Annotated in this window: 28 protein-coding genes and 2 pseudogenes; 11 read left to right on the plus strand and 19 right to left on the minus strand. The window is 47.5% G+C overall.

What is annotated here, in order from left to right:
• Positions 1 to 60: 60 nt before the first annotated feature.
• The 7 genes and pseudogenes from ACESON_RS08210 to ACESON_RS08240 form a co-directional block, all read right to left on the minus strand.
• Positions 61 to 189 (minus strand): annotated as a pseudogene (locus ACESON_RS08210) (Maff2 family protein); the annotation flags it as partial.
• 218 nt (positions 190 to 407) lie between these two features.
• Positions 408 to 1,232 (minus strand): annotated as a pseudogene (locus ACESON_RS08215) (VirD4-like conjugal transfer protein, CD1115 family); the annotation flags it as partial.
• Between the two features lie 86 nt (positions 1,233 to 1,318).
• A complete protein-coding gene (locus ACESON_RS08220; RefSeq protein WP_373109186.1) occupies positions 1,319 to 1,684 on the minus strand; it encodes a hypothetical protein in 366 nt (121 codons plus the stop codon).
• A gap of 77 nt (positions 1,685 to 1,761) precedes the next feature.
• Positions 1,762 to 1,956 carry a transposon-encoded TnpW family protein gene (locus tag ACESON_RS08225; RefSeq protein ID WP_014081137.1) on the minus strand — a complete coding sequence of 65 codons (195 nt, stop codon included), beginning with the start codon at positions 1,954 to 1,956 and terminating at the stop codon, positions 1,762 to 1,764.
• A 43-nt stretch (positions 1,957 to 1,999) separates the two neighbouring features.
• Positions 2,000 to 2,863, minus strand: coding sequence for an ATP-binding protein (locus ACESON_RS08230; RefSeq protein ID WP_173902987.1), 864 nt, complete (start codon positions 2,861 to 2,863; stop codon positions 2,000 to 2,002).
• On the minus strand, positions 2,860 to 3,609 hold the full coding sequence (locus ACESON_RS08235) for a phage replisome organizer N-terminal domain-containing protein (RefSeq protein WP_265107712.1): 750 nt from the start codon (positions 3,607 to 3,609) through the stop codon (positions 2,860 to 2,862). Before ACESON_RS08235 ends, ACESON_RS08230 begins: the two co-directional genes overlap by 4 nt.
• Positions 3,610 to 3,721: 112 nt before the next feature.
• Entirely contained in the window at positions 3,722 to 4,120 is a 399-nt protein-coding gene (locus ACESON_RS08240) for a cysteine-rich VLP domain-containing protein (RefSeq protein WP_173902540.1), read from the minus strand.
• A 126-nt stretch (positions 4,121 to 4,246) separates the two neighbouring features.
• Between ACESON_RS08240 and ACESON_RS08245 the strand changes: the two genes are divergently transcribed.
• Together ACESON_RS08245 and ACESON_RS08250 are read left to right on the plus strand one after the other, a co-directional pair.
• Positions 4,247 to 4,525 (plus strand): type II toxin-antitoxin system RelB/DinJ family antitoxin, encoded by a 279-nt coding sequence (locus tag ACESON_RS08245; RefSeq protein ID WP_005924829.1) that lies wholly within the window; start codon positions 4,247 to 4,249, stop codon positions 4,523 to 4,525.
• Entirely contained in the window at positions 4,522 to 4,812 is a 291-nt protein-coding gene (locus ACESON_RS08250) for a type II toxin-antitoxin system YafQ family toxin (protein WP_118012927.1), read from the plus strand. Before ACESON_RS08245 ends, ACESON_RS08250 begins: the two co-directional genes overlap by 4 nt.
• Positions 4,813 to 4,919: 107 nt before the next feature.
• On the opposite strand, the gene mobQ is transcribed toward ACESON_RS08250, so the two are convergent.
• The 8 genes from mobQ to ACESON_RS08290 all read right to left on the minus strand — a co-directional run bounded on the left by mobQ (position 4,920) and on the right by ACESON_RS08290 (position 11,226).
• On the minus strand, positions 4,920 to 6,365 hold the full coding sequence (mobQ, locus tag ACESON_RS08255) for a MobQ family relaxase (RefSeq protein ID WP_373109187.1): 1,446 nt from the start codon (positions 6,363 to 6,365) through the stop codon (positions 4,920 to 4,922).
• A 186-nt stretch (positions 6,366 to 6,551) separates the two neighbouring features.
• Positions 6,552 to 6,842, minus strand: coding sequence for a DUF3847 domain-containing protein (locus ACESON_RS08260; RefSeq protein ID WP_015536525.1), 291 nt, complete (start codon positions 6,840 to 6,842; stop codon positions 6,552 to 6,554).
• Positions 6,843 to 6,870: 28 nt separating this feature from the next.
• Entirely contained in the window at positions 6,871 to 7,332 is a 462-nt protein-coding gene (locus ACESON_RS08265) for an RNA polymerase sigma factor (RefSeq protein WP_009589128.1), read from the minus strand.
• 10 nt (positions 7,333 to 7,342) lie between these two features.
• Positions 7,343 to 7,795: an RNA polymerase subunit sigma-24 gene (locus ACESON_RS08270; protein ID WP_373109188.1), complete on the minus strand. Its 453-nt coding sequence runs from the start codon at positions 7,793 to 7,795 to the stop codon at positions 7,343 to 7,345.
• A 103-nt stretch (positions 7,796 to 7,898) separates the two neighbouring features.
• A complete protein-coding gene (locus ACESON_RS08275; RefSeq protein ID WP_373109190.1) occupies positions 7,899 to 8,312 on the minus strand; it encodes an RNA polymerase sigma factor in 414 nt (137 codons plus the stop codon).
• A gap of 455 nt (positions 8,313 to 8,767) precedes the next feature.
• Positions 8,768 to 9,178, minus strand: coding sequence for a hypothetical protein (locus ACESON_RS08280; protein WP_373109308.1), 411 nt, complete (start codon positions 9,176 to 9,178; stop codon positions 8,768 to 8,770).
• Positions 9,179 to 9,253: 75 nt separating this feature from the next.
• Positions 9,254 to 10,546, minus strand: coding sequence for a sensor histidine kinase (locus ACESON_RS08285; RefSeq protein WP_373109191.1), 1,293 nt, complete (start codon positions 10,544 to 10,546; stop codon positions 9,254 to 9,256).
• Entirely contained in the window at positions 10,540 to 11,226 is a 687-nt protein-coding gene (locus tag ACESON_RS08290) for a response regulator transcription factor (protein ID WP_373109192.1), read from the minus strand. Before ACESON_RS08290 ends, ACESON_RS08285 begins: the two co-directional genes overlap by 7 nt.
• A gap of 329 nt (positions 11,227 to 11,555) precedes the next feature.
• On the opposite strand from ACESON_RS08290, the gene ACESON_RS08295 reads away from it, so the two are divergent.
• The 8 genes from ACESON_RS08295 to ACESON_RS08330 are packed head-to-tail and all read left to right on the plus strand — an operon-like array spanning position 11,556 to position 19,440.
• Positions 11,556 to 12,302 (plus strand): C39 family peptidase, encoded by a 747-nt coding sequence (locus tag ACESON_RS08295; protein WP_294019481.1) that lies wholly within the window; start codon positions 11,556 to 11,558, stop codon positions 12,300 to 12,302.
• 24 nt (positions 12,303 to 12,326) lie between these two features.
• Positions 12,327 to 12,854, plus strand: a complete 528-nt coding sequence (locus ACESON_RS08300; RefSeq protein ID WP_294019483.1) for a hypothetical protein — start codon at positions 12,327 to 12,329, stop codon at positions 12,852 to 12,854.
• A gap of 17 nt (positions 12,855 to 12,871) precedes the next feature.
• Positions 12,872 to 14,089: an ABC transporter permease gene (locus tag ACESON_RS08305; protein ID WP_294019485.1), complete on the plus strand. Its 1,218-nt coding sequence runs from the start codon at positions 12,872 to 12,874 to the stop codon at positions 14,087 to 14,089.
• Between the two features lies 1 nt (position 14,090).
• The gene (locus tag ACESON_RS08310) at positions 14,091 to 15,539 is read left to right on the plus strand and encodes an ABC transporter permease (protein WP_294019487.1); all 1,449 of its coding nucleotides are present in this window, start codon (positions 14,091 to 14,093) and stop codon (positions 15,537 to 15,539) included.
• An 11-nt stretch (positions 15,540 to 15,550) separates the two neighbouring features.
• Positions 15,551 to 16,177 (plus strand): ABC transporter ATP-binding protein, encoded by a 627-nt coding sequence (locus ACESON_RS08315; protein WP_117498586.1) that lies wholly within the window; start codon positions 15,551 to 15,553, stop codon positions 16,175 to 16,177.
• A gap of 26 nt (positions 16,178 to 16,203) precedes the next feature.
• Positions 16,204 to 16,392 (plus strand): hypothetical protein, encoded by a 189-nt coding sequence (locus ACESON_RS08320; protein ID WP_066545584.1) that lies wholly within the window; start codon positions 16,204 to 16,206, stop codon positions 16,390 to 16,392.
• Positions 16,393 to 16,396: 4 nt separating this feature from the next.
• The gene (locus ACESON_RS08325; RefSeq protein ID WP_373109196.1) at positions 16,397 to 17,257 is read left to right on the plus strand and encodes an ATP-binding cassette domain-containing protein; all 861 of its coding nucleotides are present in this window, start codon (positions 16,397 to 16,399) and stop codon (positions 17,255 to 17,257) included.
• On the plus strand, positions 17,254 to 19,440 hold the full coding sequence (locus ACESON_RS08330; protein WP_373109197.1) for a hypothetical protein: 2,187 nt from the start codon (positions 17,254 to 17,256) through the stop codon (positions 19,438 to 19,440). The genes ACESON_RS08325 and ACESON_RS08330 overlap by 4 nt, the downstream gene beginning before the upstream one ends.
• A 602-nt stretch (positions 19,441 to 20,042) precedes the next feature.
• Here the strand turns inward: ACESON_RS08330 and ACESON_RS08335 are convergent.
• On the minus strand, positions 20,043 to 20,243 hold the full coding sequence (locus ACESON_RS08335) for a transposase (RefSeq protein WP_373109198.1): 201 nt from the start codon (positions 20,241 to 20,243) through the stop codon (positions 20,043 to 20,045).
• A 310-nt stretch (positions 20,244 to 20,553) separates the two neighbouring features.
• Here ACESON_RS08335 and ACESON_RS08340 point away from each other — a divergent pair, with 310 nt between their 5' ends.
• Entirely contained in the window at positions 20,554 to 20,922 is a 369-nt protein-coding gene (locus ACESON_RS08340; RefSeq protein ID WP_373109200.1) for a helix-turn-helix transcriptional regulator, read from the plus strand.
• A 27-nt stretch (positions 20,923 to 20,949) separates the two neighbouring features.
• Here ACESON_RS08340 and ACESON_RS08345 read toward each other — a convergent pair whose 3' ends face one another.
• The 3 genes from ACESON_RS08345 to ACESON_RS08355 are packed head-to-tail and all read right to left on the minus strand — an operon-like array spanning position 20,950 to position 23,526.
• Positions 20,950 to 21,249: a hypothetical protein gene (locus ACESON_RS08345; RefSeq protein WP_373109202.1), complete on the minus strand. Its 300-nt coding sequence runs from the start codon at positions 21,247 to 21,249 to the stop codon at positions 20,950 to 20,952.
• A gap of 16 nt (positions 21,250 to 21,265) precedes the next feature.
• The gene (locus tag ACESON_RS08350; RefSeq protein ID WP_097784692.1) at positions 21,266 to 21,619 is read right to left on the minus strand and encodes a TnpV protein; all 354 of its coding nucleotides are present in this window, start codon (positions 21,617 to 21,619) and stop codon (positions 21,266 to 21,268) included.
• Between the two features lie 26 nt (positions 21,620 to 21,645).
• Entirely contained in the window at positions 21,646 to 23,526 is a 1,881-nt protein-coding gene (locus tag ACESON_RS08355; protein WP_373109204.1) for a DUF4368 domain-containing protein, read from the minus strand.
• Positions 23,527 to 23,595: the final 69 nt, after the last annotated feature.

Below are 23,595 nucleotides of genomic sequence, written 5' to 3' on the forward strand. Positions count from 1 at the left end.
TTTTTAGGAATAATGGGCTGCTGCCTGTTCAAATTCTTGTGTGTTACTTTACCGCACATGAGCATTTGCACCAGGGTTGTCGTTGCCGTAACCTTCCAGCAGGTTGATAACGCCCCAGATACCGAGACCGGCACCGAGCGCGATAACGAGGGTCTGAAGAACGGTGATTGCCTGTTCAAAAAATGCCATATAGTTTGTTAGCCGGAATCTGATTAAAAAATAGGTTTGTCATGTTTCATAGGCATACAAAAGCCGGAACAATCTGCCGCCCGGTTTCCGGGGGCATGATTCCGGCTGTCCTCCTTTTTCATTATTTTTCTTGCGATTGTCCGCTTTGTACGCCAATGGCCCGTAGAGGGCAGGTGCGGCGAATAGATAAGATCACTCCTTTCAAAAGCGGAACGAAGTTAAGCGCCCTTTGTGTCTACTTCATATACATCGCAGACCTCATTGGGCTTGAGTTTCAGCCTTGCGGACAGGAATGCTTCAATGTCAAAAGCGTTCTTGTCATCCGCGTCGGCAGTGTACTTGAAATTGGGGTGCTTGGTAATGTCGTACTTATCCGAAAGGAAAGGACGCACGCCACGCAGCTGGAGGATGCACTTGTTTCCATCCATCGTCGCAAGCTCATCCTGGCTCATCAGCTCTTTCCCCAATTTTTGATAGTTGAGCGAGTGGGAAGTTTCCCGTCCACGGCTCTCTCCGGTGTTGTAGGTGTCAATGGTTTCCTTGCCCAGCACGGCAGTCAGCTCCTTGAGGGTGGTTGGCTCCTTACCGCCCAGGAAAATGGAAGTATCCATGTTGCCGATGATGGTATCTGCATTGTCCTTATAGATCGCCTTGAGCTGACTCTGCGCCTGCAACACCAGACAGGCGGAGATCTCACGGCTTCGGATGGTGGCGACCAGCTTTTCCAGACGAGGAATCTGCCCGATATTGGCGGCTTCATCAATGAGACAGCGCACATGGACCGGGAGCCTGCCGCCATACACATCGTCGGCTTTTTCGCAGAGCAGGTTGAAAAGTTGGGTATAACACATGGAAATAAGGAAGTTGAAGCTATCGTCAGTATCACTCATGATGAGGAACAGGGCAGTTTTCCGGTCTCCCAGAGTGTCCAGCTCCAGCTCATCATAGGCCGTGACCTCACGCAGCTCTGCAATGTCGAATACCGCAAGGCGCGCACCACAGGAAATCAGGATCGACTTGGCTGTTTTTCCAGAGACAAATTGTCAAGGACTTTTTCATCAAATTCACAAAAAATCTACAAAAAAGGTGCCAGAAGCACTGTATGGCTCCTGACACCTCGTTTGACAGATTACATTTTTCCGTTCAGCAGGTCTTTGCAGAGATACGCGTAGTCTGGCAGCTGGTTGATATATGGCTCCCAACGCCGCTTGATTTCGGCCAATTCCAGCGGGTCGGCTGCTTCCAGTGCATGATCGTTGCCCGTCATATACAAAACATCCGTAGCAACATCGTCCAAACACCTGCCGCAGAGATCGGCGGCTGATTCTATCCTGATACCGGTATCCACATAAAGCGGATTTACGCCAATCGTCAGCCAGACATAGCCCACCTTATCCGACCAGAGCAGTTCAAAATCAGGGCTTTGCCGCAGATGTTCCGCAAAGGCCTCCTTTACTCGCTCAATTTCATGTTTCTCTTTTTCTGTGTAAAGCATTTTCGTGTCCTCCTTGACAAAAATTTTGGTGTGTACCATCATCAGTTTAGCACAAGGCGGCTTCGTTTATCAGTCTGTCACATCTGCTGAATTTCATTTTTGAGCATACGCTTGATTTTATCGCTCATGGTTTCTGTGCTGGTATTGCTGAAATGGACATGAACCTTGTAGGTCGTCTTGCCGATTTTCTTTACCATCGCTGGCGTGTTTTCCGGCGCTCTGGACGCAGTAGCGGCGTCTGCCACCTGCATAGTACGGGGTTCTTTGTTCATGGCGCTCCTTTCTCCGAACGGGTCTGTGCCGCCCGGTAAAAAATCAATCGTGCTTACTGTTTACAATGTCTTTTGCTGCCTGTCGGGTAGCACCGGCATTTTCTTCCCGGAAATTCTTCCCGTCAAAGAGAATCGGCGCACACCGTTCCAGAATACGGTCATAGATACGGGCGTGAGCCAGATCAGGCGGGTTTTTCAACTCGGACAGTTTCAAGTTTGTTGTGATAATCATGGGTCTGCGGCTGCGATAGCGGCTGTCGATGACAAAAAACATCTGCTCCATAGCATATTCGGTACTGCGCTCTACACCCAGATCATCAATGATAAGCAAGTCATACTCATCAAAGCTGGCAATAAACTCCGACCTGTCCTCAGAGAACATCCCGGTCAGGCGGTTCAGGATGGTAGGAAAGTTCGTCATCAGCACCGGCACATCCCGGTCAAGCAGGGCGTTGGCGATACAACCGGCGAAAAAGGACTTGCCGGTTCCCACATCCCCAAACAACAGCAGGCCGGTGTTGTTCCTGTATGCCTCCTTCCAGTTCTCCACATAGGCGCGGGCCTTGTCCATCAGGGGATTTTGGCCGTTGTCATTGGAAAATGTGTAGTCGTACAGATAACGGTCTTGCAAACCCTGTGCCTTTCGGCGTTTGATACGCTCCATGCGGCGCTGCCGTTCTTCAGCAGCCTTGCGCTGCTCCTCAGCCTCCCGCTGGCACTGGCAGATGCAGCGCGGCATAAAGTAGCCGGATTTCCCGAAGCATGGCACAACGGTCTGCCTCTGGCCGCCGCATTTCTTACAGTGGATGAGACCGTCTGACAGGTCTATATACTCGTCCTCAGCCAGTTCCACACCGGCGGCTGCCTTGTCAATCAGCGCCCGGATTTCTGCGGTAATCTCAATCATACGGTTTCATCCTCCTTTACGCTGTAATCCCGGTTGCGAGAGGGCGGGGCTGCTTTCTTCGCGTCCTCACCGGCCCAGCGCCGGATGGTGGCGACATGGCTCTGATAACGCTTGCCGGTAGAAGCCATGTACTCGGACAGCTTTTCGATGTACTGGCCCCATACAGTGGGAAAGCTGGCCTGTAAGTCTGCCAGTTCCCCGTCCGTCAGGAAAACATTCTGGTAATGGCCATAAGTGTGGGAAGGGTGCCCCGTTTCAGGGCGTACCTTCTCTATCTCTCTCTTTATCTCTATCTCTTTCTCTAACTCTATCTCTATCTCTGGTGGACGAATGTCGGACAAATGTCCGCCACTTATCCGGAGCGCAGAAAGAGCCTTGTTTTGGAGCCTCGCAGCCCGCTTTCGCTCAGCCTCGGTAGAGGACTGGCCGATTAAAAGTTCGATGTTGCTCATGTAGAATGTGCCGCTGTCCAGCACTTCCACAAGACCCAGCTTCAAAAAGATCTGCAAGGCTCTCTCAACAGTGCCGATCTGCTGGCGGGTAATGGTGGCGATCATCTGCGCCGTGTAAGGGATGTCCTCGTCAAGCTGGAGCCGCCCGCCATGTTTCAGCGATTTCAGATACAGCTTGAGCAGAATGTTGGAATACAGCACACCGTCCTGCATACTTTCCAGCAGCACGATGGAATCATCATCAAAATAGTTTTCTTTGAGTTTCAGGTAATAATATTTTCGATTGTCTGACATAGGGTTCCTCCTTGGGGTTCTCTTGGGATTCTGTACGCATTTTAAGGCTATTTTAGGGGGCAGAGGATAAATCTATCAGACTGCCTTTGACACCCCCGAAGAAAGCCTTGATTTACAAGGGTTTTTCAGCCCCTAAAGCGTGACATTTCTCCCGTTGTTTCCGCTTGCGCTTTGCGGCGTTGATCCGCTTCATGCGTGCGGCACATTCCGGGCAGTATTTGGCCCGGTTGGAACCGGGGGTAAACAGCGCCCTACATACGGAGCATTTCTTAGCATTCAGCCGGTGGAACAGCGCCGTTTCCAGTTCCTTATCCTGCGGTAATACCGCCGCCCGAAACCACCTGCACAACAGGGAGTAGGAAATAGACTGGACACAAACACATTCCTCCCCATCGTCCAGAGCGATACAGTTTCCGTCGATGTAGTTGCAGCACTCATGCACCAGCCTCCGCGCTCTGCGGTACTGGCGGTAATCCATGACGGGGATAGGTTCAGTCTTGTTGTTCTTCATAAATGATTTCTTTCATAGTGCAGCTAACCTCCTTGAATGAATTTATTGTTAAATATTCGTGCAAAGTATTGTTTTCTTCGTGCAAATGGCATATACTATAATTGCCAGCAGAAAGGGGTTGATCGTATGGCTGGAAATACCACAAACATCAGTATCCGCATGGACGCAGATTTGAAAGCGCAGGCGGACGCACTGTTTACGGAACTTGGCATGAACCTGACTACGGCGTTTAACATCTTTGTGCGCCAGTCGCTTCGTGAAGGCGGTATTCCCTTTGAGGTAAGGCTGGAACAGCCGAACAAAGAAACGGTTGCTGCCATGCTGGAAGCGGAAAGGATTGCAAAAGACCCGTCTGTAAAGGGCTATAATGACCTTGACGAGTTGTTTGCTGACCTGAAAAGATGAAAGAAACCAAATATACCGTCAAGTACACGACCAGTTTCAAAAAAGACTACAAACGAGCCATCAAGCGTGGCTTGAAGATCGAGCTGCTGGAGCAGGTCGTAGCATTGCTGGCAATGGGCGAACCGCTGCCGGATAAGAACCGCGACCATGACCTGTCCGGCGATTGGGCAGGTCATCGGGAATGTCATATTCTCCCGGACTGGCTGCTTATCTATCGCATAGAGGATGATGTTCTGGTGCTGACGCTGGCCCGCACCGGCACACACAGCGACTTGTTCGGCAAATAAACAGTCTGCCGCCGTATGGGGAAACCTGTACGGCGGTTTTTCTGTATGCAAAGGTATGTCGTGAAACGCGACACACTTGACAGGGGTACGCCAAAACGCGGTAGCCTTTACCGCTCCAGCCCACGGTCGTGAGACTTGTCCCTTTCCTGTCGGGACAGCTGCTCGGCGGTTTTGCGGAGCCGTTCCACTGATTTCAAATCCTCCCTCATGGATTTCATGGCAAGCGTATCCGTCTGCTTTCCGGCAGTCAGCTGGTCGATCTCCCGCTGCCATGCCTTCGTGGTTATCCCCTCGCCGCTGTCTTTCAGTTCTTTCAGATACCGGGCTGCTGCATCATACAGGATCAGTTCCCGGCTGTGGCGCTGCTCGAACAGTTCCCGCTTCTCCGGCTTTACCCTGGCAAGCTGCTTGTGGACAGTCTTATACTCGTTGTACTGCGCCCACATCTCCCCGCGCTCGGTGAGGACAGCGATCCGGCGCTCAGCCTTGACGATCTCTCGCCGCAGGTCATAGTAACGGGTGTTCATATCTGCGATTTTTTCATGGAGCTGCTGCATGCATTGGATGCCGTTTGCCTGCAAAAAGCTGAACAGGGCGGCGCTCTCCTGTAAAGCCCGGATTTTGCCGGTGCGGGTGTCGGGCCGCTTGAGCTGCTGCTGGGCCTCCCACAAGTCAATCATGCTGGGCTGCTGGCCCTCCGGCTTCTCGGCCTCGGCCTTCGACCAGTTGTAGAGGCGGGTAATGCGGGCCTTGATTTCTTTCAGCAGCTTGTTGTCGGCGGCGATCTGCCGGTTGACTTCCCCCTTGTCGGTGCGGATGCCGCGCTTCTCCATCTGGCTGGCCGCTGGCCCCAGGTGGACAGAGGGGATTTTATCAATGCCCTGTCGCTTGTAGCTGCGGTGGTCTACCAAGGCAGGCTGACCGGCCGCCTCCAATGCCCGGTTGATATAAGCCGCCCATGCTGCTCGCCAAATCTCCACATTCCCTTTGTCGTTCCAGTCAGTGGTGTCCTCCCGGTGGTTCTTCCAGCCGCCTCTCTCGTCCGGGATGCGCTGGCCGTTTTCGTCCAGGTCGTATGCCTTGCGGCACTTCGCGCCCCATGCGCCGTTTTCTTTTAAGGGCCGGACGGTCAGCATGATATGGACATGGGGGTTGCCGGTTCCCTTGTCATGGATGGAAAAATCAGCGCACATCCCCTTGTCCACAAAGTTGTCCTTCACATAGGCACGCACAAGGGCAAGCTGCTGTTCCCTGGACAGTTCGCGGGGCAAAGCCGCCTCGATCTCGCGGGCAAGCTGGCTGTCCCTGGCTTTCTCGATCTGCTCCACACTGTTCCAAAGGGTGGAGCGGTCTGCAAATTCCGGCGGGGCGTGGGCGGGCAGCATGATCTCCACATGGACAACGCCGCCCTTGCGGGTGTAATCGTGGGTAAGGCCGTCCCATTCATTCGTCAGCTTTGTTCCGCTGCGGTAGGCGGCTGCGGCAACAGCGGAACGGCCCTCGCTGCGCTTGATGATACTGACGGGGATATGACAGAAATCTATGGGGAACACCTCCTTTCAGTGAGTGGATAACAGGCTCTGTGGAGCCGGACAAACGCAAAGCGGGTGTTTGGCTGCGCAGAGCGCACAAGGGGTTTGGGGAGCGTAGCTTCCCATCGCGGACGAAGTACGCAACGCCCCCGGCAGGGCGCACAGCACCGGCGACGGTGTATAAGTGCGCCCTTGTAAACAAGGGACTTATGGTGTGTCCCCGGATTTTGGCAGATTTGCGGTTAATTCCGCAGCCCCCGGAAGATGGGACAGGGCAATCAAAAATGCTTTGACCTCTGCGCCGGAAAGGTTGGGAGCCATCGGGAAAATCCCCTCCAAAATGGCTCCACGCTCAATCAGACGGCGGGTGCGAACCCTGCGTTCTTCGTTCCGCTGCTTGTTCTCCAAAATCTTCTTTCGGTTTTCAAGCTGCCGGATCTCCTTCAGGACTTTCTCTCGTTCTTCTTTTTGGGGGTGTGCTGTAATTTTTTCGTTCATGTCATGCACCTCTTTTCTTTGGAAACGCTCATAGATTGACCGTCCATTTCTGACGCGCAAAGTACCGGCGCAGCCTCCGCAGTGCGGCGTGGATGGATTTTCCCGCCTGTGATGGTGTGATACCCTCCATTGCGGCAATATCTTTCACTTTCATACCCAGCATATAGCGGGCATGGACACGGCGGGCCTGCATAGGTGGCAGGGAAGAAATGGCTTCGTACAATCGCCGTATCAGTTCTTCGTATTCGGCTAATTCTTCTTTTTCTATCAGATAATCCTCCGGCGATGGCTGCGCCCAGCCGATTGCGGCATTTTCGATTCCGTCGTTACAATCGAGGGAGTAAAACGCCTTATACCGGAACATCTTGCGTTCTCTGGCGGCCTCGGCTCTCTTATCCAGAAGAAACGCTTCGACGATCTCATCGGACACCTCCACAAAAATGTCCTCTTTGCAAAATGGATAATATTGTTTGAGATTGATGGTCTGCATAGGCACGCCCTCACTCTGTTTGAAAAAGGTCATCATAGCAACGGCGCATATTCCGCAGCCCCCGGTGGATGGCAACGCTGACCTTACTGCTATGGATACCCTCTCTCCGGGAGATTTCCGGCTGCTTGATACCGTCAATATAGTAGGCGTGAACACGGCGGGCCTGTGTCGGAGTGGCATGAGCCAGAGCCACCGGCAGAGCTGCTATCAGGTGCAGGCGGGTGGTCATTTCTTCTCGTTCCAGCAAAATATCTTCCGGCGATCTGCTGTGTTCCAGTGCGTAATTTTCCAGCCAGCTGTATGCGTCCAGAGAGTAGTAGGCGCGGTGGTAGACTTTCCGGCGCTCATAGTTCTCCATCTCCCGCTGGGCCTGATACATCGCTGCCCATACCTCGTCTGTAACATCCACAAACTCGTCATGCCGGTAGTGGGGATACATCCACCGCAGATTGATTGTTTTCATAGGCTTACCTCCTGAAAATCGGAGAGGCGGGCAGCTCGTCCGCTGTCCGCCCCTCGCTGAGATAAGGGAAATGATCCCTTTCACTTGGTAGCCAGAAAACAGGTCATTCGTTAAGCCTGTTCTCAAAGAAATTTATAAATTTTTTTCTGACCGCCTCCACACTTTGATACACAGCCACTTTGGAGCAGCCGCACAGCACACCGATCTCTGCAAGGCTCAGCCCGTCAAGCGCATAGAGCAGGAAGCGGCGGCGCTGGGCCTCGGTACAGGTGCCCAGAACAGCCATCAGCTCATGAAGCGTTTCCATGCGGCAAAGGTATTCTTCCGGCGTTTCGCCGTAGGCTCCTACGCCCTCGGTGGTAATGATGTACTCGTCAAACTCCCGGCCATCCCAATGCCGCCGCTGTTCATGGAACAGGTTCTCCGTTTTGTGATCGGCCCGGTCAAGAAATTCATAGACTTCCAGCGTGACCTCCACGGCCACAGCTTGTCCGTTATAATTGATGGTAACTTCCATCTGCCTTTCCTCCATTCAGATTTTTTCGGGAAAATCTGAATGGGGCGGCGGAGAACGGCACCGGGGATAAAGTTCGGGCCATGCTGACCCGATGTTCCGGCTCCATAGGGACAAAAAATCGCCCGGACGGCATAAAGCCATACGAGCGTAATAGGGTATATTTTGCTGTTTAGTTACATGGTATAGTGCATACTTCTGACCGCATTGCTCCGCTGCTGGGAACAGGCTTTTTTTAGCTGGTGCAGATCATGGGCACTGTGAAAAAAGGCAAAAATAGACACGGCGGCAATCCTCCTATGTGCCGCCGTGGATTTACACGGTGTTAGGTCGTCGTTGGTTTAGCGTAGACGAAAAGAAACGGCGGCTCTGATTTCTCAAAACCGCCGCTTCATAGGCGCGTGGAAATGTGTCTGCTTTACGACGGCTTTTTTCTTTTGCCGTCGTCCGGCAGAATGTTATTCAATATTCAATTCAATGTTTCCAGTAAAGTCCTCACACTCAATGCCGATATAATTTCCACCAGCAGGAAATGTAATTGTGTCACTATAAGTTCTGGTTGCTTCAATCAAAGTGATTGCTTCATCCGATCCAGAAATCCAAAATACTTTTGCAGTACCTTCCATAATCTCCAAAGTGCAATCAATAGACAGCTCCTTACTGGCTTCTCTCTTTATGGAAGTTCCTCCGAACAAATACTCTGTATCTGAAAAATCCTCATAGTTGACTGTATAGCTTCTGGTATAATCATTAATTCCTTTTTCTTTCGTACCTTGTAAGGATGAATTTCCGGTAAGCGCTATGGAACCAGCAGACTGAACAATATAATCTGCTTCTATGTTTTCCACTTGCACACTTTGTTTAATCAAAGTGCAGAGTTCGTTATCATCATCTACAATCAATACTATTCATATAACTCCACCCTTCAATAAATCCTATATTTCTTATTTCAATGACAATGTGAAAAAGAAGGATGCTCCTCCTCCTGTCGTATCTTCCATACCTAGCTTTCCATGCAACATCTGCGCCAGTTCCTTTGCAATGCTTAACCCCAGCCCAAAATGCGATTTATCCGTATGCGACTGGTCTGCACAATAAAACCGATCAAAAATAAACGGTTTGTCCTTTTCTTCCACACCGATTCCATGATCTACAATCCAGAATGTCAATTCTTTTAAAGACACATCCACTCGAATCTGAATTTCTTTTCCTGCTGGACTATAATGCAATGCATTATCCAGATAGATACTAAGCAGCTGAAACAGCCGCTCTTGATCTGTCGTAATAGTTGGAAACAGATTTTCTCCCAGATCCAAAACCAATTTTATCTTCTTTTTCATACACCGCAGCTCATAGGCTTCATACAAAGAAATCAGAAGTGTATCCACATTGACCTCAGAAGTATGGAGTGTCCATTTTTCTGCATCAGATGACGCTAGAAGAAGCATATCCTTAATTAAACGTGACATACGCATACACTCCGAATCAATAACTTTTAGATTTCCCTGAAATCCTTCGTTTTGTGCCTCATGCTGCATACTCTCTACATTGGCCACGATCACAGCCAGTGGTGCTTTTAGTTCATGAGAAGCCGAAGCAACAAATTCTTTCTGGCTCTGCAACATACGTTCCGTTGGCTCAAATGCTTTCTTCAATAGAAATCGGCTGACCAGGCTAACGCAAAGCAAGGTCAAAATCCAGACTGCAAGATACATCGGAAACTGTTCCAAAAGCATTTGAAATATGGGTCTCTGCTCATAAACCAGTATCAATGAATGATTTTTATCATCCTCAGAAGTAACATGTGTCAAATTGAGCAAGTATCTCTCATGATTATCACCTTCCACCTCAGACATTCCCTCTGAAACCGAAAGTTCTGCTGGATCACCGTCTCCTTCTGCCGAATAAGTAATGACCTGCATCCCCACATTATTCAGCTTCCCCTCAACATCCTCCAGACCATCTGCACTTTGATAGAGAAGCTCACCATATGCATCCGTCAATTTTGATGTTATAGACATATCTTTCTCATAGGCAGAAAGAACTTCTTCAGGATCCGCTCCTTCTTTCTCCAACTGGCTGACGATTAAGGAGGTCATTCTCTGTAAAAGAGTTACTTGTTCTGCCTCACTTACTTTTACATGATTAGAAAAGGAAAATCCAATTACCCCTGTAACAATCGCCATGATTGTCACAACAAAGACTAAATGCAGTTTTCGATATAATTGCTTCAACATAGACCGCACCTCAACTGATAGCCGCTTCCATAAATGGTTTTTATTTCACATATGCTGTTCAATTCCTTTAACCGTTTTCTAAGAAAGGAAATATAGTTATCTACATTTCCAGGTTCAATATCCGAATCAGTTCCCCAGACTTTTAGAACCAGTTGTTCTCTTGTCAGAAGAGTTTCTGGTGATTTGAGCAAGGTGTACAAAAGTTCCGATTCCTTCGCTGTCAACAGGATTTCTTTTCCATTCGCCTGAAGTTTCCGGTTGGAATGTTCCAGTCTTAAATCCTGGTAGGTAAGAGTATCCTGTTCTTTCATTTCATGGGGTCTTCTAGTCAAAGCCCGTACTCTTGCCAATAATTCACGGATATAGAATGGCTTAACCAGATAGTCATCTGCCCCACCATCCAGACCGTCAATCCGATCATCAATAGAGGACATCCCTGTAATAATGATTACCGGAATCGAAATGCCTTTTTTACGCATGGCTTTAATAATTGTCAAGCCATCAATAACTGGCAGCATCCGGTCGACAATCGCCAGATCATATCCAAATTCTATATTTAGTGCATAGAGAAGCCCTGTTTCTCCATCGTGGCAGCAATCCACCATATAATCATTTTTCAGGAGTTCCTGCTTCATTGCTAAACTCAGCTCTATATCATCTTCCAATATAAGTATCTTCACGATAAATCATCCCTTTCTTTTTCACGGTTTAGTATATCAAATATAACAAAGAAAATCTCTAAAAGTCCTCTAAAAATCCATCAAAATCTTTCTTTTTCTTAGAGGAGTTTTAGATAAGTTTTTGAATAAAATGGTATGCAGAAAACAGCAAAGGAGGAACTCAATTGGACTCTCAACAACGACCTCGAAAACGGCGGAGAAAATCCCATAGTCGAAACATCCACCGCATAATATTAGGTCTGTCACTTATTTCGGTTATCAGCATATGTGCCGTCCGTCTTTTTTACAAGAACCGATCTGCCCCACCACCTAGTTCAGATTCTGACTGTATGGTCATAGCGGCGGATGGAAATAGCAATGCATCCGATACTCCGACAGAAGATTCTACGGATGCGGATCTGCTACAGACCCTACAGACATTGAAAAAACAGGAGCCAAAAATACAGGACATTATCGATCACTTTCAGGAATACCCCTCCGAACTCCTCGAAATGTTATCCAAAAATCTGGATATGTTGGACTTTGTGTTGGAGTATCCCAATAAAAAAGGAGAGGTTTTCTCTGATACCATCGGTGATGTAAAACTTGGAACCTATCCGCTCCTTCTGCAATACGATCCACGATGGGGATACGCATTCTATGGAGACGATGTAATAGCGGTAAACGGATGTGGTCCTACTTGCCTGTCTATGGTAATTGCTGGTCTAACCGGCAAAAACACCATTACCCCCTATACAATAGCCAGCTATGCCACGCAGCAAGGGTATTATGCCCCAGATTCGGGCACCAGCTGGTCTCTGATGAGCGATGGTGCATCCCATTTCGGTATTATCGGAGAAGAATTGACTCTCTCTCAATCAGCAATGGAAAACGCCTTGTCATCTGGACAGCCAATCATCTGCAGTATGCGTCCCGGTGATTTTACAACAACTGGGCATTTCATTGTTATCACGGGACTCAAGGATGGAAAATTTATCATAAAGGATCCAAACAGTAAAGAGCGAAGCAATCAGCTTTGGGATTATCAAACACTGGAACATCAAATTAGTAATCTATGGGCATTTCAAGCCTTATAGAAATAACAGAAAGGTGGATATCACATGAAACACACAAAAATAACAGTAGGATTCGCAACTCTCTTATGTATTTTCTCATTGGCTGGGTGTCAGGGTAAACCTCAGAATCAGCCTGTTAAGGCAGAAACCGAAATGCAGCAGACCGGTGCTGTATCTGAGCCCCAAACAGAACAAGCTCAACAGGAATCCTCAGAAACACATCCAAACAATGTGCCTGCCAATGCAGAAGAATTACTGGATTCTGCCACTACCTCTGGTGAGGTAACTGCTTTTTCCGATACGGGGCTGACCCTTAACCCGCTCTCAGTAACGGATGCCGGGGCTGCCATCATGGCCGTTGATTCAGAAAATGCGGAAAATCTCCTTACTGTCAACTATCTGGAAAACTGCACGTTCCAGCTTGCCCGCATCAACCAATCTACCGGAGCACTTGCACTGGAAACCGCAAGTGCCGCAGATATCAAAAAAGAAACATCTATCGCTGTCTATGGTGAAGCAGACGAATCCGGAGCGATTCTGGCCAAGCAGATTTTCCTGATCCGTTACGAATAAGCAGGGAGGAAACTATCATGTCATTTTATCACAGAGCCTGCTTATACCTGTTCCGCAAACGGTCAAAAACTGTTTTATTATTTCTGATCCTTTTACTGGTAAACAGTATGATCCTCGGCACTGTCATGATTCTTCATGCCGCCCAAACAACCAAAGTGTCTATGCAGGAAAAATCAAAGGCGAAAGCAGTCTGTGAGATCACGCAGGATACATACCAGCTTTCCAGTCAGGATATTTCTGCTGCAACACAGCTGCCTCATGTCACATTCCTGAACCGTCATGCAGAAAGCCCAGGTTATCTTTCCGATTTCTTACCCATTACAGCCAGTGATTCTCAGAAACCGGAAAATTCACAGATTCGTTTAACCGCTTATGACGATTTAGAAAAAGATGGTCCCTTTGCCACACAGAACTATCGCCTGACCGGTGGAAAACTGATCAATCCGCAGTCTGATTCCAGTGCAGTCATAAATGAAACATTTGCCACAATCAATGGTATTTCCATCGGAGATCGGATTCGTCTGGAAAATGAGCATGGAAAAACCATTTCCGCAACCGTCTGTGGCCTGTTTCTTTCCGGAAATGAACACCAACAGGACAATACTCTGAATTCCCTGTACCGTATCGAAAATCAGATTTTTATCGATGCCAAATCCTATATAACCCTATTCGGTGCCGATCGGTTTAACCGATTGATTGTTTATACCGATCAGCCAGAGCAGACAGAGACTCTGGCTGAGAAACTGCAGGAATTGTTGGGAGAAAAGGCAAAGGTTACATCCTCCGATCTCTTATACCAGCAGATGAAAGCCCCTCTGGAACAGATCATTCGGATTACAAAACTTATGATGACCTTCACACTTTTGTCCGGAACCGTTATTGTTTCTCTGCTTCTGTGTATGTGGATGAGAAGCCGTCAGATGGAAATGGCTGTACTCATCAGTCTTGGAGAGTCAAAGGGAGCCATCTTTCTCCAGACCTTTCTGGAATCTGTCATGATCTTTCTCCTGGCTGCCGTAGGGGCGTGCTGTCTTGGAACTCTCAGTGCTAATGTAGTGCAGGCCATCCTTTCAGTCTCGGAACTCGCACTTGTCATGACACCAAGCCTTCAGATGAAAGAAATTGTCGTTCTGTTTGCAACTGGCAGCCTGGTAATTTTGACAGCAGTGCTGCTGTCCCTGGTTCCCGTTTTAACTACCAACCCAAAAGATATCTTATCCAGAATGGAGGGATAATGTGAATCTATTTCAAAGAGCCATCCGATCCTGCCTCAGAAAACCAGTCAAAAGCATCCTTCTGCTTCTTGTAATCGGTACGATCAGTCTTCTGTTTCTGTCTGGTATGGCAAGCCGCTCTGCTAATGTTGCAGCAAAAGACAGCACCCGGCAGGCAATCGGGGCCGGTTTCCTGTTAGAAGGGAACCCGGAAAATCGGAACAAGCGTCTTCAGGAAGCATTTGAAGCAATCGAAGAAAAGTTCGGAGTCGGACAAAGCGGCAGTTATCAAGGCGTTCATGCAGAAACGATCATCAGCAATGGACAGCCCTCCGGATATGTGTGGACGGATCATTCTTTTGAATCCCTCGTCCGGGAAGACATTGAAAAAATAGCTGCTGCTTCCGGAATCTCTGATTACAATATTACAACGGTTCCAACTCCTGTAAAGCCAGAGGGCTTTTCCCGAATTGAAGATCCGGACAAAGATCAAACCTATGATTCTAAAGGTGTTTCCCTGGTAGGCAACCGCACGATGAATTTGGATTCTAATGTCTTAAATGGAGTCGTAACCATAAAAGATGGGCGTATGACTGTCCCCCAAGACCAGGATGTCTGTGTAATATCAGAAGAACTTGCCCTTTTAAATAATCTTACAGTCGGTGACCGGATCGGCTTTTCCCCTGTTAAGCAGGAAGGTCCAATCCAATATGCAGAGATTGTAGGTATCTACCAGGTCAGGGAACCTATGACTCCTTATATGTCCGGCGACACCTACCGCTCCGAAAATATTATTTTTACAAATCTGGACTTTCCGGCAAAAGCGGAACAGGATTCCCCACTGTTTGAAAAAGCCTATTTCAAAGTTGAACAGGTCGATGAATACGAAGCAGTAAAGGAACGAATCCAACAGACTGACATCAACTGGGAACGGTATGATTTGATTGATAACAATGGAAATCTGGATACTATGGCATCCAATTTTAATGACCTGGAGCATATCAGCCAAATGCTTTTACTCATTATTGCTGGTGCCAGTTTCATTATTTTATCCCTTATTTTTGTTTTCTGGATGAAAAGCCGAACCCATGAAATAGGGATCCTGATGTCCTTAGGAATCTCAAAGCTGGAAATCCTTTTTCAAATGATTCTGGAGGCCTTTTTCATCGGAATTATTGCCGTCAGCCTTTCTTTTCTGGCTGCTCCTATGGTTTCCAAAACTGCGGCTGAATACCTGGTCGTTCAACAGGAACAACAGGCACAGCTTCAAGAAGATCAAACGGCAAATCAAATACAGACTGAATATGTTGCCCCAGAGCTGACAGTAACGGATGTACAGATATCTCTGTCCTCATCCATGTTCTGTGCTGATGGCATCAGCATCACACTGTTAACCTTATCATCTGTTTCTCTTGCAGGAATTACGATGCTCCGCAAAAAGCCAAGAGAAATTTTGAGCGAAATGAGTTAGGAGGTCTTGCAATGATTTTGGAAGCAAACCATATAAGTTATACTTACCGAACACAAAAAAACATCCCTGTGCTGCACCAAATATCCGCCGGATTTCAAGCAGGCAGATTTTATTCCATCATAGGCTCCAGCGGATCCGGAAAAACCACCTTTCTCTCCCTTCTTGCCGGACTGGACACTCCTGGCGAAGGAGTGATCCAATACGATGGGGAGGATATTCAAAAATGTGGACTTAATTTCCATCGCAGACACCATATTTCTCTGGTATTTCAAAACTATAACCTGATTGATTATCTTACCGCCCAGGAAAACGTAAAGCTGGGCGGAACCAAAGATCCCAGAGAACTTCTCACCAAAGTAAATATCCCACAGGATGCCTGGAACCGGAATGTCCTCCAGTTATCCGGTGGTCAGCAGCAAAGAGTGGCGATTGCCCGTGCTCTGGCCAGTGAAGCAAAGGTTCTTCTTGCTGATGAACCAACTGGGAACCTGGATGAAACCACAACGGGAGAGATTATTGAACTCCTAAAACAAACAGCCCATGAGCTTGGTAAATGTGTCATCGTTGTTACCCACAGCAGGGAAGTCGCTCAAGCAGCTGATCACATTTTGAAACTGGATCATGGAACTCTGATATAAAATACCAACAGAAAGAGAGGCCGCTTATGACAAAAGAAAACCCAAATACCATTCCATCCAACTATATTCCCGGTCAGGATCCATTGGATGATTATATTGCAGAACAGTTAAAGGCTGCCGCCGATTCCATCCCACTGAGTGATGATGTGAAATGCAGGGTGGAACAAAAGCTGTCCAACCTAAAAATGCAGGAATCTAAAAACGAAAGGATATAACAACATGGACATTCGCATTCAGGATTTAAGTATGACCTATCCCAATGGGAAACAAGCTCTTTCAAATTTGAATCTGGAACTAAAAGCTCCCAGCATGATCGGGCTTTTGGGACCAAACGGTGCTGGAAAATCCACACTAATGAAGCTTTTGACAGCTGCCCTGGTTCCTTCAAACGGAAGTATCCTTGTAGATGGACAGCCACTTTTGAAACAGGAACGCCTGCTAAAGAGTCATTTGGGATACCTTCCCCAGACATTTGGGCTTTATGAAGAGCTGACTGTTTATCAGTTCTTGGACTATATGGCTGCTTTAAAGGGATTATCCAACACAAAAACCATTTTGGCTAAAGTGATCCAGGAAGTCAACCTTACAGAAAAATCCAATGCCCGGATTCGAACGCTGTCCGGCGGTCAACGTCAGCGTGTTGGAATCGCTCAGGCATTTTTAGGTAATCCAAAACTCTTGATTTTTGATGAGCCAACGGTAGGATTAGACCCCGAAGAAAGGATCCATTTTCGCAATTTATTTTCCCAAGCTGCTCAGGAACGTCTGGTACTTTTAAGCACCCATATCATTGAGGATGTACAGTCTGTCTGTGACCAGCTGATTGTTATCCACCACGGCTCCATCCTCTTTACTGGATCACCATCTGACCTGATCCGGCTTGCTGTTGGACATGTAGGCACCTTTTTTGAACAGGATATGTCTCATGAGCAGGGGCTTCACATTACAAGCCGCGTTAATACTGCTTTCGGAATACGCTGCAAAGGCGTATGGGAAACCCTTCCCTCTTACGCTCACGCAGAAGAGCCAACCTTAGAAGATGCCTATCTTTATCTGATCTCCAAGGAGGAACTGCAATGAGAATCTTTTCTTTATTCTGGTTAGAGTTCCGGCGTCTTTTGCGCTCACCTATCACTTGGCTGATAATGGGACTTACTATCCTTTCCCCTATCATGGGTCTGTTTCTATATCAACCAGTGGAAGCTACCACTTTAGGAACCTATCTGGCCAATCCCTCTCTGGCAGCTGGAATCTTTTCTAGCCTTCTATTTGCATTCCTGACTGTCTGGGAATGGGATCGGGTAAAACGCGGGCAGATGGAGGCTCTCCTCTATTCGGTTGTCTCTCCTCTAACCGCCTCCTGTATCCGTTTGTTGTCTCTTATAGGTACTGCTGGTTTAACATGGAGTATCACTGTAGCTGTCTGGATGCCATTTACCATGATGGCTTCCGGAAGCATTTTTGATGGCTTGACCTATTTCCTGTGCTATTTTTTATTTATGGGAATGGCAATGCCCATTTCCATCCTTTTATCCTCTGCCGCATATCAGTTTACTCGCCGTATGGATCTGTCTATTGTCATACTGGCAGCCCTAGCCGGACTAAGCCTGACCATTTGGAAAGATAATTGGCAGCTTTGCTGGTTAAACCCCTGTGTATGGGCAATCTCGGATGATTTTACAAACTTCCGTATCTTCCGTTCGGTAGCTTATATGCGTTTTACCTGGATCATAGGTGCAACAGCAATCTGGCTCTTGTCCTATCTGTGTATCCGGCAATATGGAAAAGGACCTGTGGGATCCATGCAATACAGCAGTCGCCACTTCTGGCGTCCTATGATTACTGTCTGCCTTTTTGCTTTTTGCGGCTTTTTATACAAGTCCCAGCCATTTCTGGATCACAGCAATCCAGATTTGTCTGCCACAGCCCTTTACGAAATTCCTTACCTAGATGGTGTATTCTGCGGAAAACAAGTCACAGATGTCCATCCCAATCTTTCCAGGGGAACTGTATCCGGCACTACATCCTTTCAAATTGAAAATATGACAGGAACAGCGCAAGAGGTGGCATTTGCAATCAATCCCGGTTATGAGATAAATTCTGTCCAGGCCAATGGTCAGTCTGTCCCCTTCGAAATTGACGATTACCAGGAATCCAATATGGCACTTTTAAATATCACGATCCCTGATCTTGAATCCATCGATCTTTGTTTTGATTACCAAGGATTCCCGCAAGACTGGAACCTTATGGAAACCATGCAGGGAAAACCGGAAATCAGCTCAAAGTATTTATGCCTGGAAAATCAGACCCTGGCTCCCATGATCATGAATGTGGGGACTGCTGATGGTATGTTCTCTTCCATCACAGATATTACGCTCCCAGATACCATGACAGTCATTCCCTTTGGGATTGCTGAGGCAAAAAAAGAAATAGAGCATGATAACGGAACCATTACATGGAGAATTGAAGATACGGGAACTGGTGGAATTCTCTATGCGGGAGACTATGTTCGCCAAGATATTAATGCCGCTGGTACATCCATTCAGTTCTATTATGGTCGTAAACACCATCCAATCATGAAAGAAGCCAATGCCGTCGAAGCTATCCAGACTGTCATGGAATACTGCTCTTCCCATTACGGAATACCTTCCTTTTCTTCCCTCGATTCTTTGAAGCTGATTCAAGGGCGAGTAGCTGGAGGAGGCTATGCAGTTTCCGGCGCCAGCTTGGTAGATGAACAGGATTTCACGACACAAAATCTGCACAACTCTGAAAAAGGCGGAATTCCCGGAGAAGTCATGATACACGAAATGGTTCATCAGTGGTGGGGACTTGGAACCATGTTCGATGTTTCCCAGCCAGACAGTGCCTGGTCTGCAGAAGGACTAACTGTTTATACCACATACCGAATCATCAAAGAGCTTTACGGAGAAGCTTATGCCAAAGAACATTACATTGACCAGTGGCAAACAGCAGTCGATGACTATTACAATAACTTTTACATCCGCAATCCACAATACCTGGAGGCATTACCCGAAGAAAAACGTTTGGACATTTCCAACCAACTCTCTAACATGCGGTACTACAATGAAATGCCTCTAAAAATTTTGAAAGCAGAAGAACTCCTTGGCGGCGAAGAGCCAATGGATCTGATCCTGTACCAGCTTTTTAACCGGGACGTTGATCCTATGTACCCCTACTTGACCGAACAGGAATTCTTAGATGCCTGTAAGCTAACAGAGGAGGATTTAAACCTTGACTAGAATCTTTTTTTACGAATTAAAAAGACTTCTTTGGAATCAATTTTTTGTTGGTATCCTGACCGTTATTCTATTTACCGGATGGCAGATCTTAAATCAGGTAACACTTTTAGGAATCGAACAGACGGCTCCCTTTTCTGTGCAAAGTTTTTGTGACTATCTTCTTCGGCTCCTTCCCCTTTTATGGATTGGCTCCCTGTTCTTTCTGTCATTTTTCTTTTCAAAATCGGAACAGAAAACAGCCGTAATCACCCATGCTACACCCGTAAATCCACTGGTTTACGCAGCTATTCGATGCAGTGCAGCCTTTATAGGCTCACTCCTTCTGATCGCTGCTGTATTCCTTCTGGCTGCTGTATTTTATGGAAGATTTTTTCATTGGTATCACTGGGAGACTTTGTTGCTCCCTGGCTGCCTGATTCTAATCCCGATGGTACTGATTGATATCTTGATTGGCTGGTTCATAGGGCAGAAATTTCCCTGGTTTTTACTTATCTGGATGCTTATTCCCGTTTTCATCATAATTGTAATTTTGTAAGTAACCTATGTACTGGATTAATCACTTGGATTCTTGCGAAACTCAAGTGATTGATTCGGTAGTTACATTATTTCCACCTATATCTACAAGTACTGTATATACTCAGTGTCTCAAGATCTGCATTCAGCATATGGAATACAGCCCCCAGAGTTCCGTCATCACGCCATTTGCAGAAGCGACTGTAAACGCTTTGGTGCGGCGGATAACGATTGGGCATATCCTCCCAATCTGAACCACTGCGAGCAAGCCAAAGAATGGCATTGAACATGATTTTATTATCTCATTTGGCTGGTCTGCCAGTTTTAGCTGAGGGAAACAGATACTCAATTCGGCTCCACTCGTCGTCACTTACTTCATATCATCTTGCCATGTATCTCAGCTCCTTTGCAATGATTATATCACATTTTTGTGAAACTTTGAGTTTTCAGATACGACCTAGTATGAGATATAAAAGATCTATCTGCCCAGCCACCGTGGAAAACAAATATCAGTGATGAATTATAAACTTCAACTAACCTGCATATAGAAACATTCCCCGGGCAGAGTATGAATTATACAATGTAACTGGGTGATGCTATATGGCGAAAGTTGAAGATTGTCCCGGATTTGAAACCTTCGGCGCAGATGTCAAAGCCGCACGAGAGGCAAAGCGTCTGGCACGAAAAACATTGGCAGAAATGGTTGGGATTGAATGGCGGTATCTTGCCAACATTGAGAATCAAGGTGCGATTCCGAGCCTGCCTGTGATGATCCAGTTGATTAAGGTCTGCGGACTTCCCGTAGAGCGATATTTTAACCCGGAGATCATGCGGGAAGAAAGCGCACAGCGGCAGCGGGTCAGCCACAAGCTGAAGCTCTGTCCTGAACAATACCTGCCGATTATCGAAGGTGCCATAGACGGGGCGCTCAAAATGGAACAGACTGCGAACCAGAAGGAGGACGCATAATCGCGGCCTCCTTCTGGCGTTTCTATATCAAGTTTCCCGGCACTTTTCCAAAAGTTCCCGGCACCTCTGCTGGATTTCTCCGGTTTCTGTCGCAGTCAGGTCACGGTCATTTCCAGTAATCTTATCTTCCAGAAAGTTGGCGTATGTACCCAACAAAGCGTTCCGTAAATCCTCCGGGGTTTTCTGTATTTCAGCGCTGTACCAGTCATTCCGGTGGGGTTCCCATGCCATCAATGTATAACCGTGGCTGGTCTGAACTACCTCATACAGTGGATCATCATCCAGATATGCCTGAAACACTTTCAAAATCTTTTCAAAGGTCAGCATTTCCCGCACCTCCCATTCAGCTGCAAATCAGTTCCCTGATTAAAATTTCCTCAATCTGTGCCGTTAATGTGTTCATCAGCCCCACCCAACGCATAGGGTCACAGGCTTTCAGTTCTTCCGTGACACCCGCAGTCTCCATCATGTGAGGCAACATGGTGTCCACGCGCTCCTGCGCTGTCCGGTCAATCTCTAACAGGTGTGGATACAGCTTCTCGCTCATCAGCAGTTGGTTGTAGAGAATGGGGCGATGTTTCTTTAGGTAGGATTTTCTCATCCTTCCGTACTTGCCGATAGAAGTTTCCGGCTGTTCAGAAAGTTTTAGGTTGGGTATATCATAATCTCCACAACGAATGTAAGTCAATTTACTCATTTTCATTCTCCTTTGCTTCGTGATGATTAGACTGCTGCGCTGGCTGCTATGCTGCCTTTGCGCGGTTCTTCTTTTGGTAGCTGACCGATAGTAGAAAAAACACCTTTTTTCATATCCTCAGCCCGGATCAGGGCTTTCTTAGCGTCCATTTCCGCTTTTTTCTTCGCCTTGATTTTGTCCTCATACTGTTTCTGTGCGCCGCTGGCTTTCCGCTTCAAATAATTCTGATGAAGCCTGTCCTTGCGTTCTTCTTTTTTCCGCAGTTCTTCCTGTTCCTCCGGGGTTAAAGGAACCGGCTGTAAGGATGGTGGGATATAGCGTCCTAAAAAATTGAAGTAGATTTCAATTTCCTGCGTGGTGTCCTGACTGCCTTTTCGGGCGCGTTCGTGGACAAGGATTTTCTCTACAAACTCGTTGAGCATGGTGTTTGTCAGAGTGTCAAAATTCTCGTACTTATCAATTAGGGCTATAAATTTCTCTGCGGATTTCTGGCTCTGCTCATAGCCGGTAACAGCCTTTTCCAGCTCCGCAATTTCAATCTCAAGTGCGTCCTGCTCTTTGGCATACTGTGCATCAAGCGCCCTATATCGTGCATCCGGCAGCTTGCCGAGGGCATTGTCCTCATAGATTTTGCAAATCAGTTTTTCCAGTTCTCCGGCTCTCTTTTGGGCAGCAGCCAAACGCCTGCGCTTTTTCGATATATCGGCACTCTGTTGAGCAACCTGCGTCTCCTGAACAGTGTGAATAAATTCCGTCCGGTCATTTCTCGAATATTCAGCGATAGCCCGGAGCGTGTCGGAAACCAATGTCAGGACAGCACTCTCATTGATACGGTGTTGTGTAGGGCATAGTGTCCCACACGGAACTTTGGTATAATTGGAACAGGTATATTGAGAAACCCGCTTGCCATTGTTGGTGCGGTGGACATACATCTTGCTGCCACAATCGGCACAATAGAGCAAGCCTGTGAGGGGAGCCGCTTCGCCCCAGCCGTTTGGATAACGCCGTACATTGCTACGGATTTTCTGCACCAGATCAAAGGTCTGCTGGTCGATAATGGCTTCATGGGTATTCTCAAAGATCGTCCACTCGTCCTCAGAAACATAGTGGCTTTTCTTGTCCTTAAAGTGCTTGCGGGTCTTGAAATTGATGGTGTGCCCCAAATACTCTCGTTTTTTCAAAATATTCACGATGGTAGATGATCCCCATCCATACGGGTCTTTGACCGGCTTTGAACGGTTCACACCCTCATTGAAGCGGGCAAGGTGTACGACGGGAATTTCAATCCGGTCTGCGGACAACTTGCAAGCGATCTGATAAGGCCCATATCCCTCCAGCGTGAGGGAAAAGATACGGCGTACCACTTCGGCAGCTTCCTCATCTACCAGCCAATGCTCCCGTTTTTCGTCCCATAAGTAGCCGTAAATCACGGTGCCTGTCAGGTGCTTGCCGCTCATACCTTTTGACTTAAACACAGAACGGATTTTCCGGCTGGTATCACGGGCGTAAAATTCATTCATGATGTTGCGGAACGGGGTAAAATCGTCATCGCCTTTCAGACTGTCCACACCATCGTTAATGGCAATCAGACGAACACCACGCTGCCGCAAAACCTCCATAACCTGACCGACCTTCAGATAGTCGCGCCCTAACCGGCTCATGTCCTTGATGACGATTGCCTCTACACGCCCTGCCTCCACTTCCTCCATCATCGCCAAAAATCCGGGGCGGTCAAACCGGGTGCCTGAGATACCGTCATCTGTAAAATGCGTAGGGTTTGGCAGCCCATTCCGGCGAGCAAAATCCTCCAACATCTGTTTTTGGTTGGATATGGAGTTGCTCTCGCCCTGTAACTCATCGTCCCGGCTCAGGCGCTCGTACAGTGGGGTAATTTTTTCATTTCTCATGGCTGTACCTCCTGAAACAAAATGCTCTAAGTGATTGCTTCACTAACCATGACAAAATCATGATTAAGA

The organism is Lachnoclostridium sp. Marseille-P6806 (genome assembly GCF_964238185.1).
Lineage (GTDB): Bacteria > Bacillota > Clostridia > Lachnospirales > Lachnospiraceae > Brotaphodocola.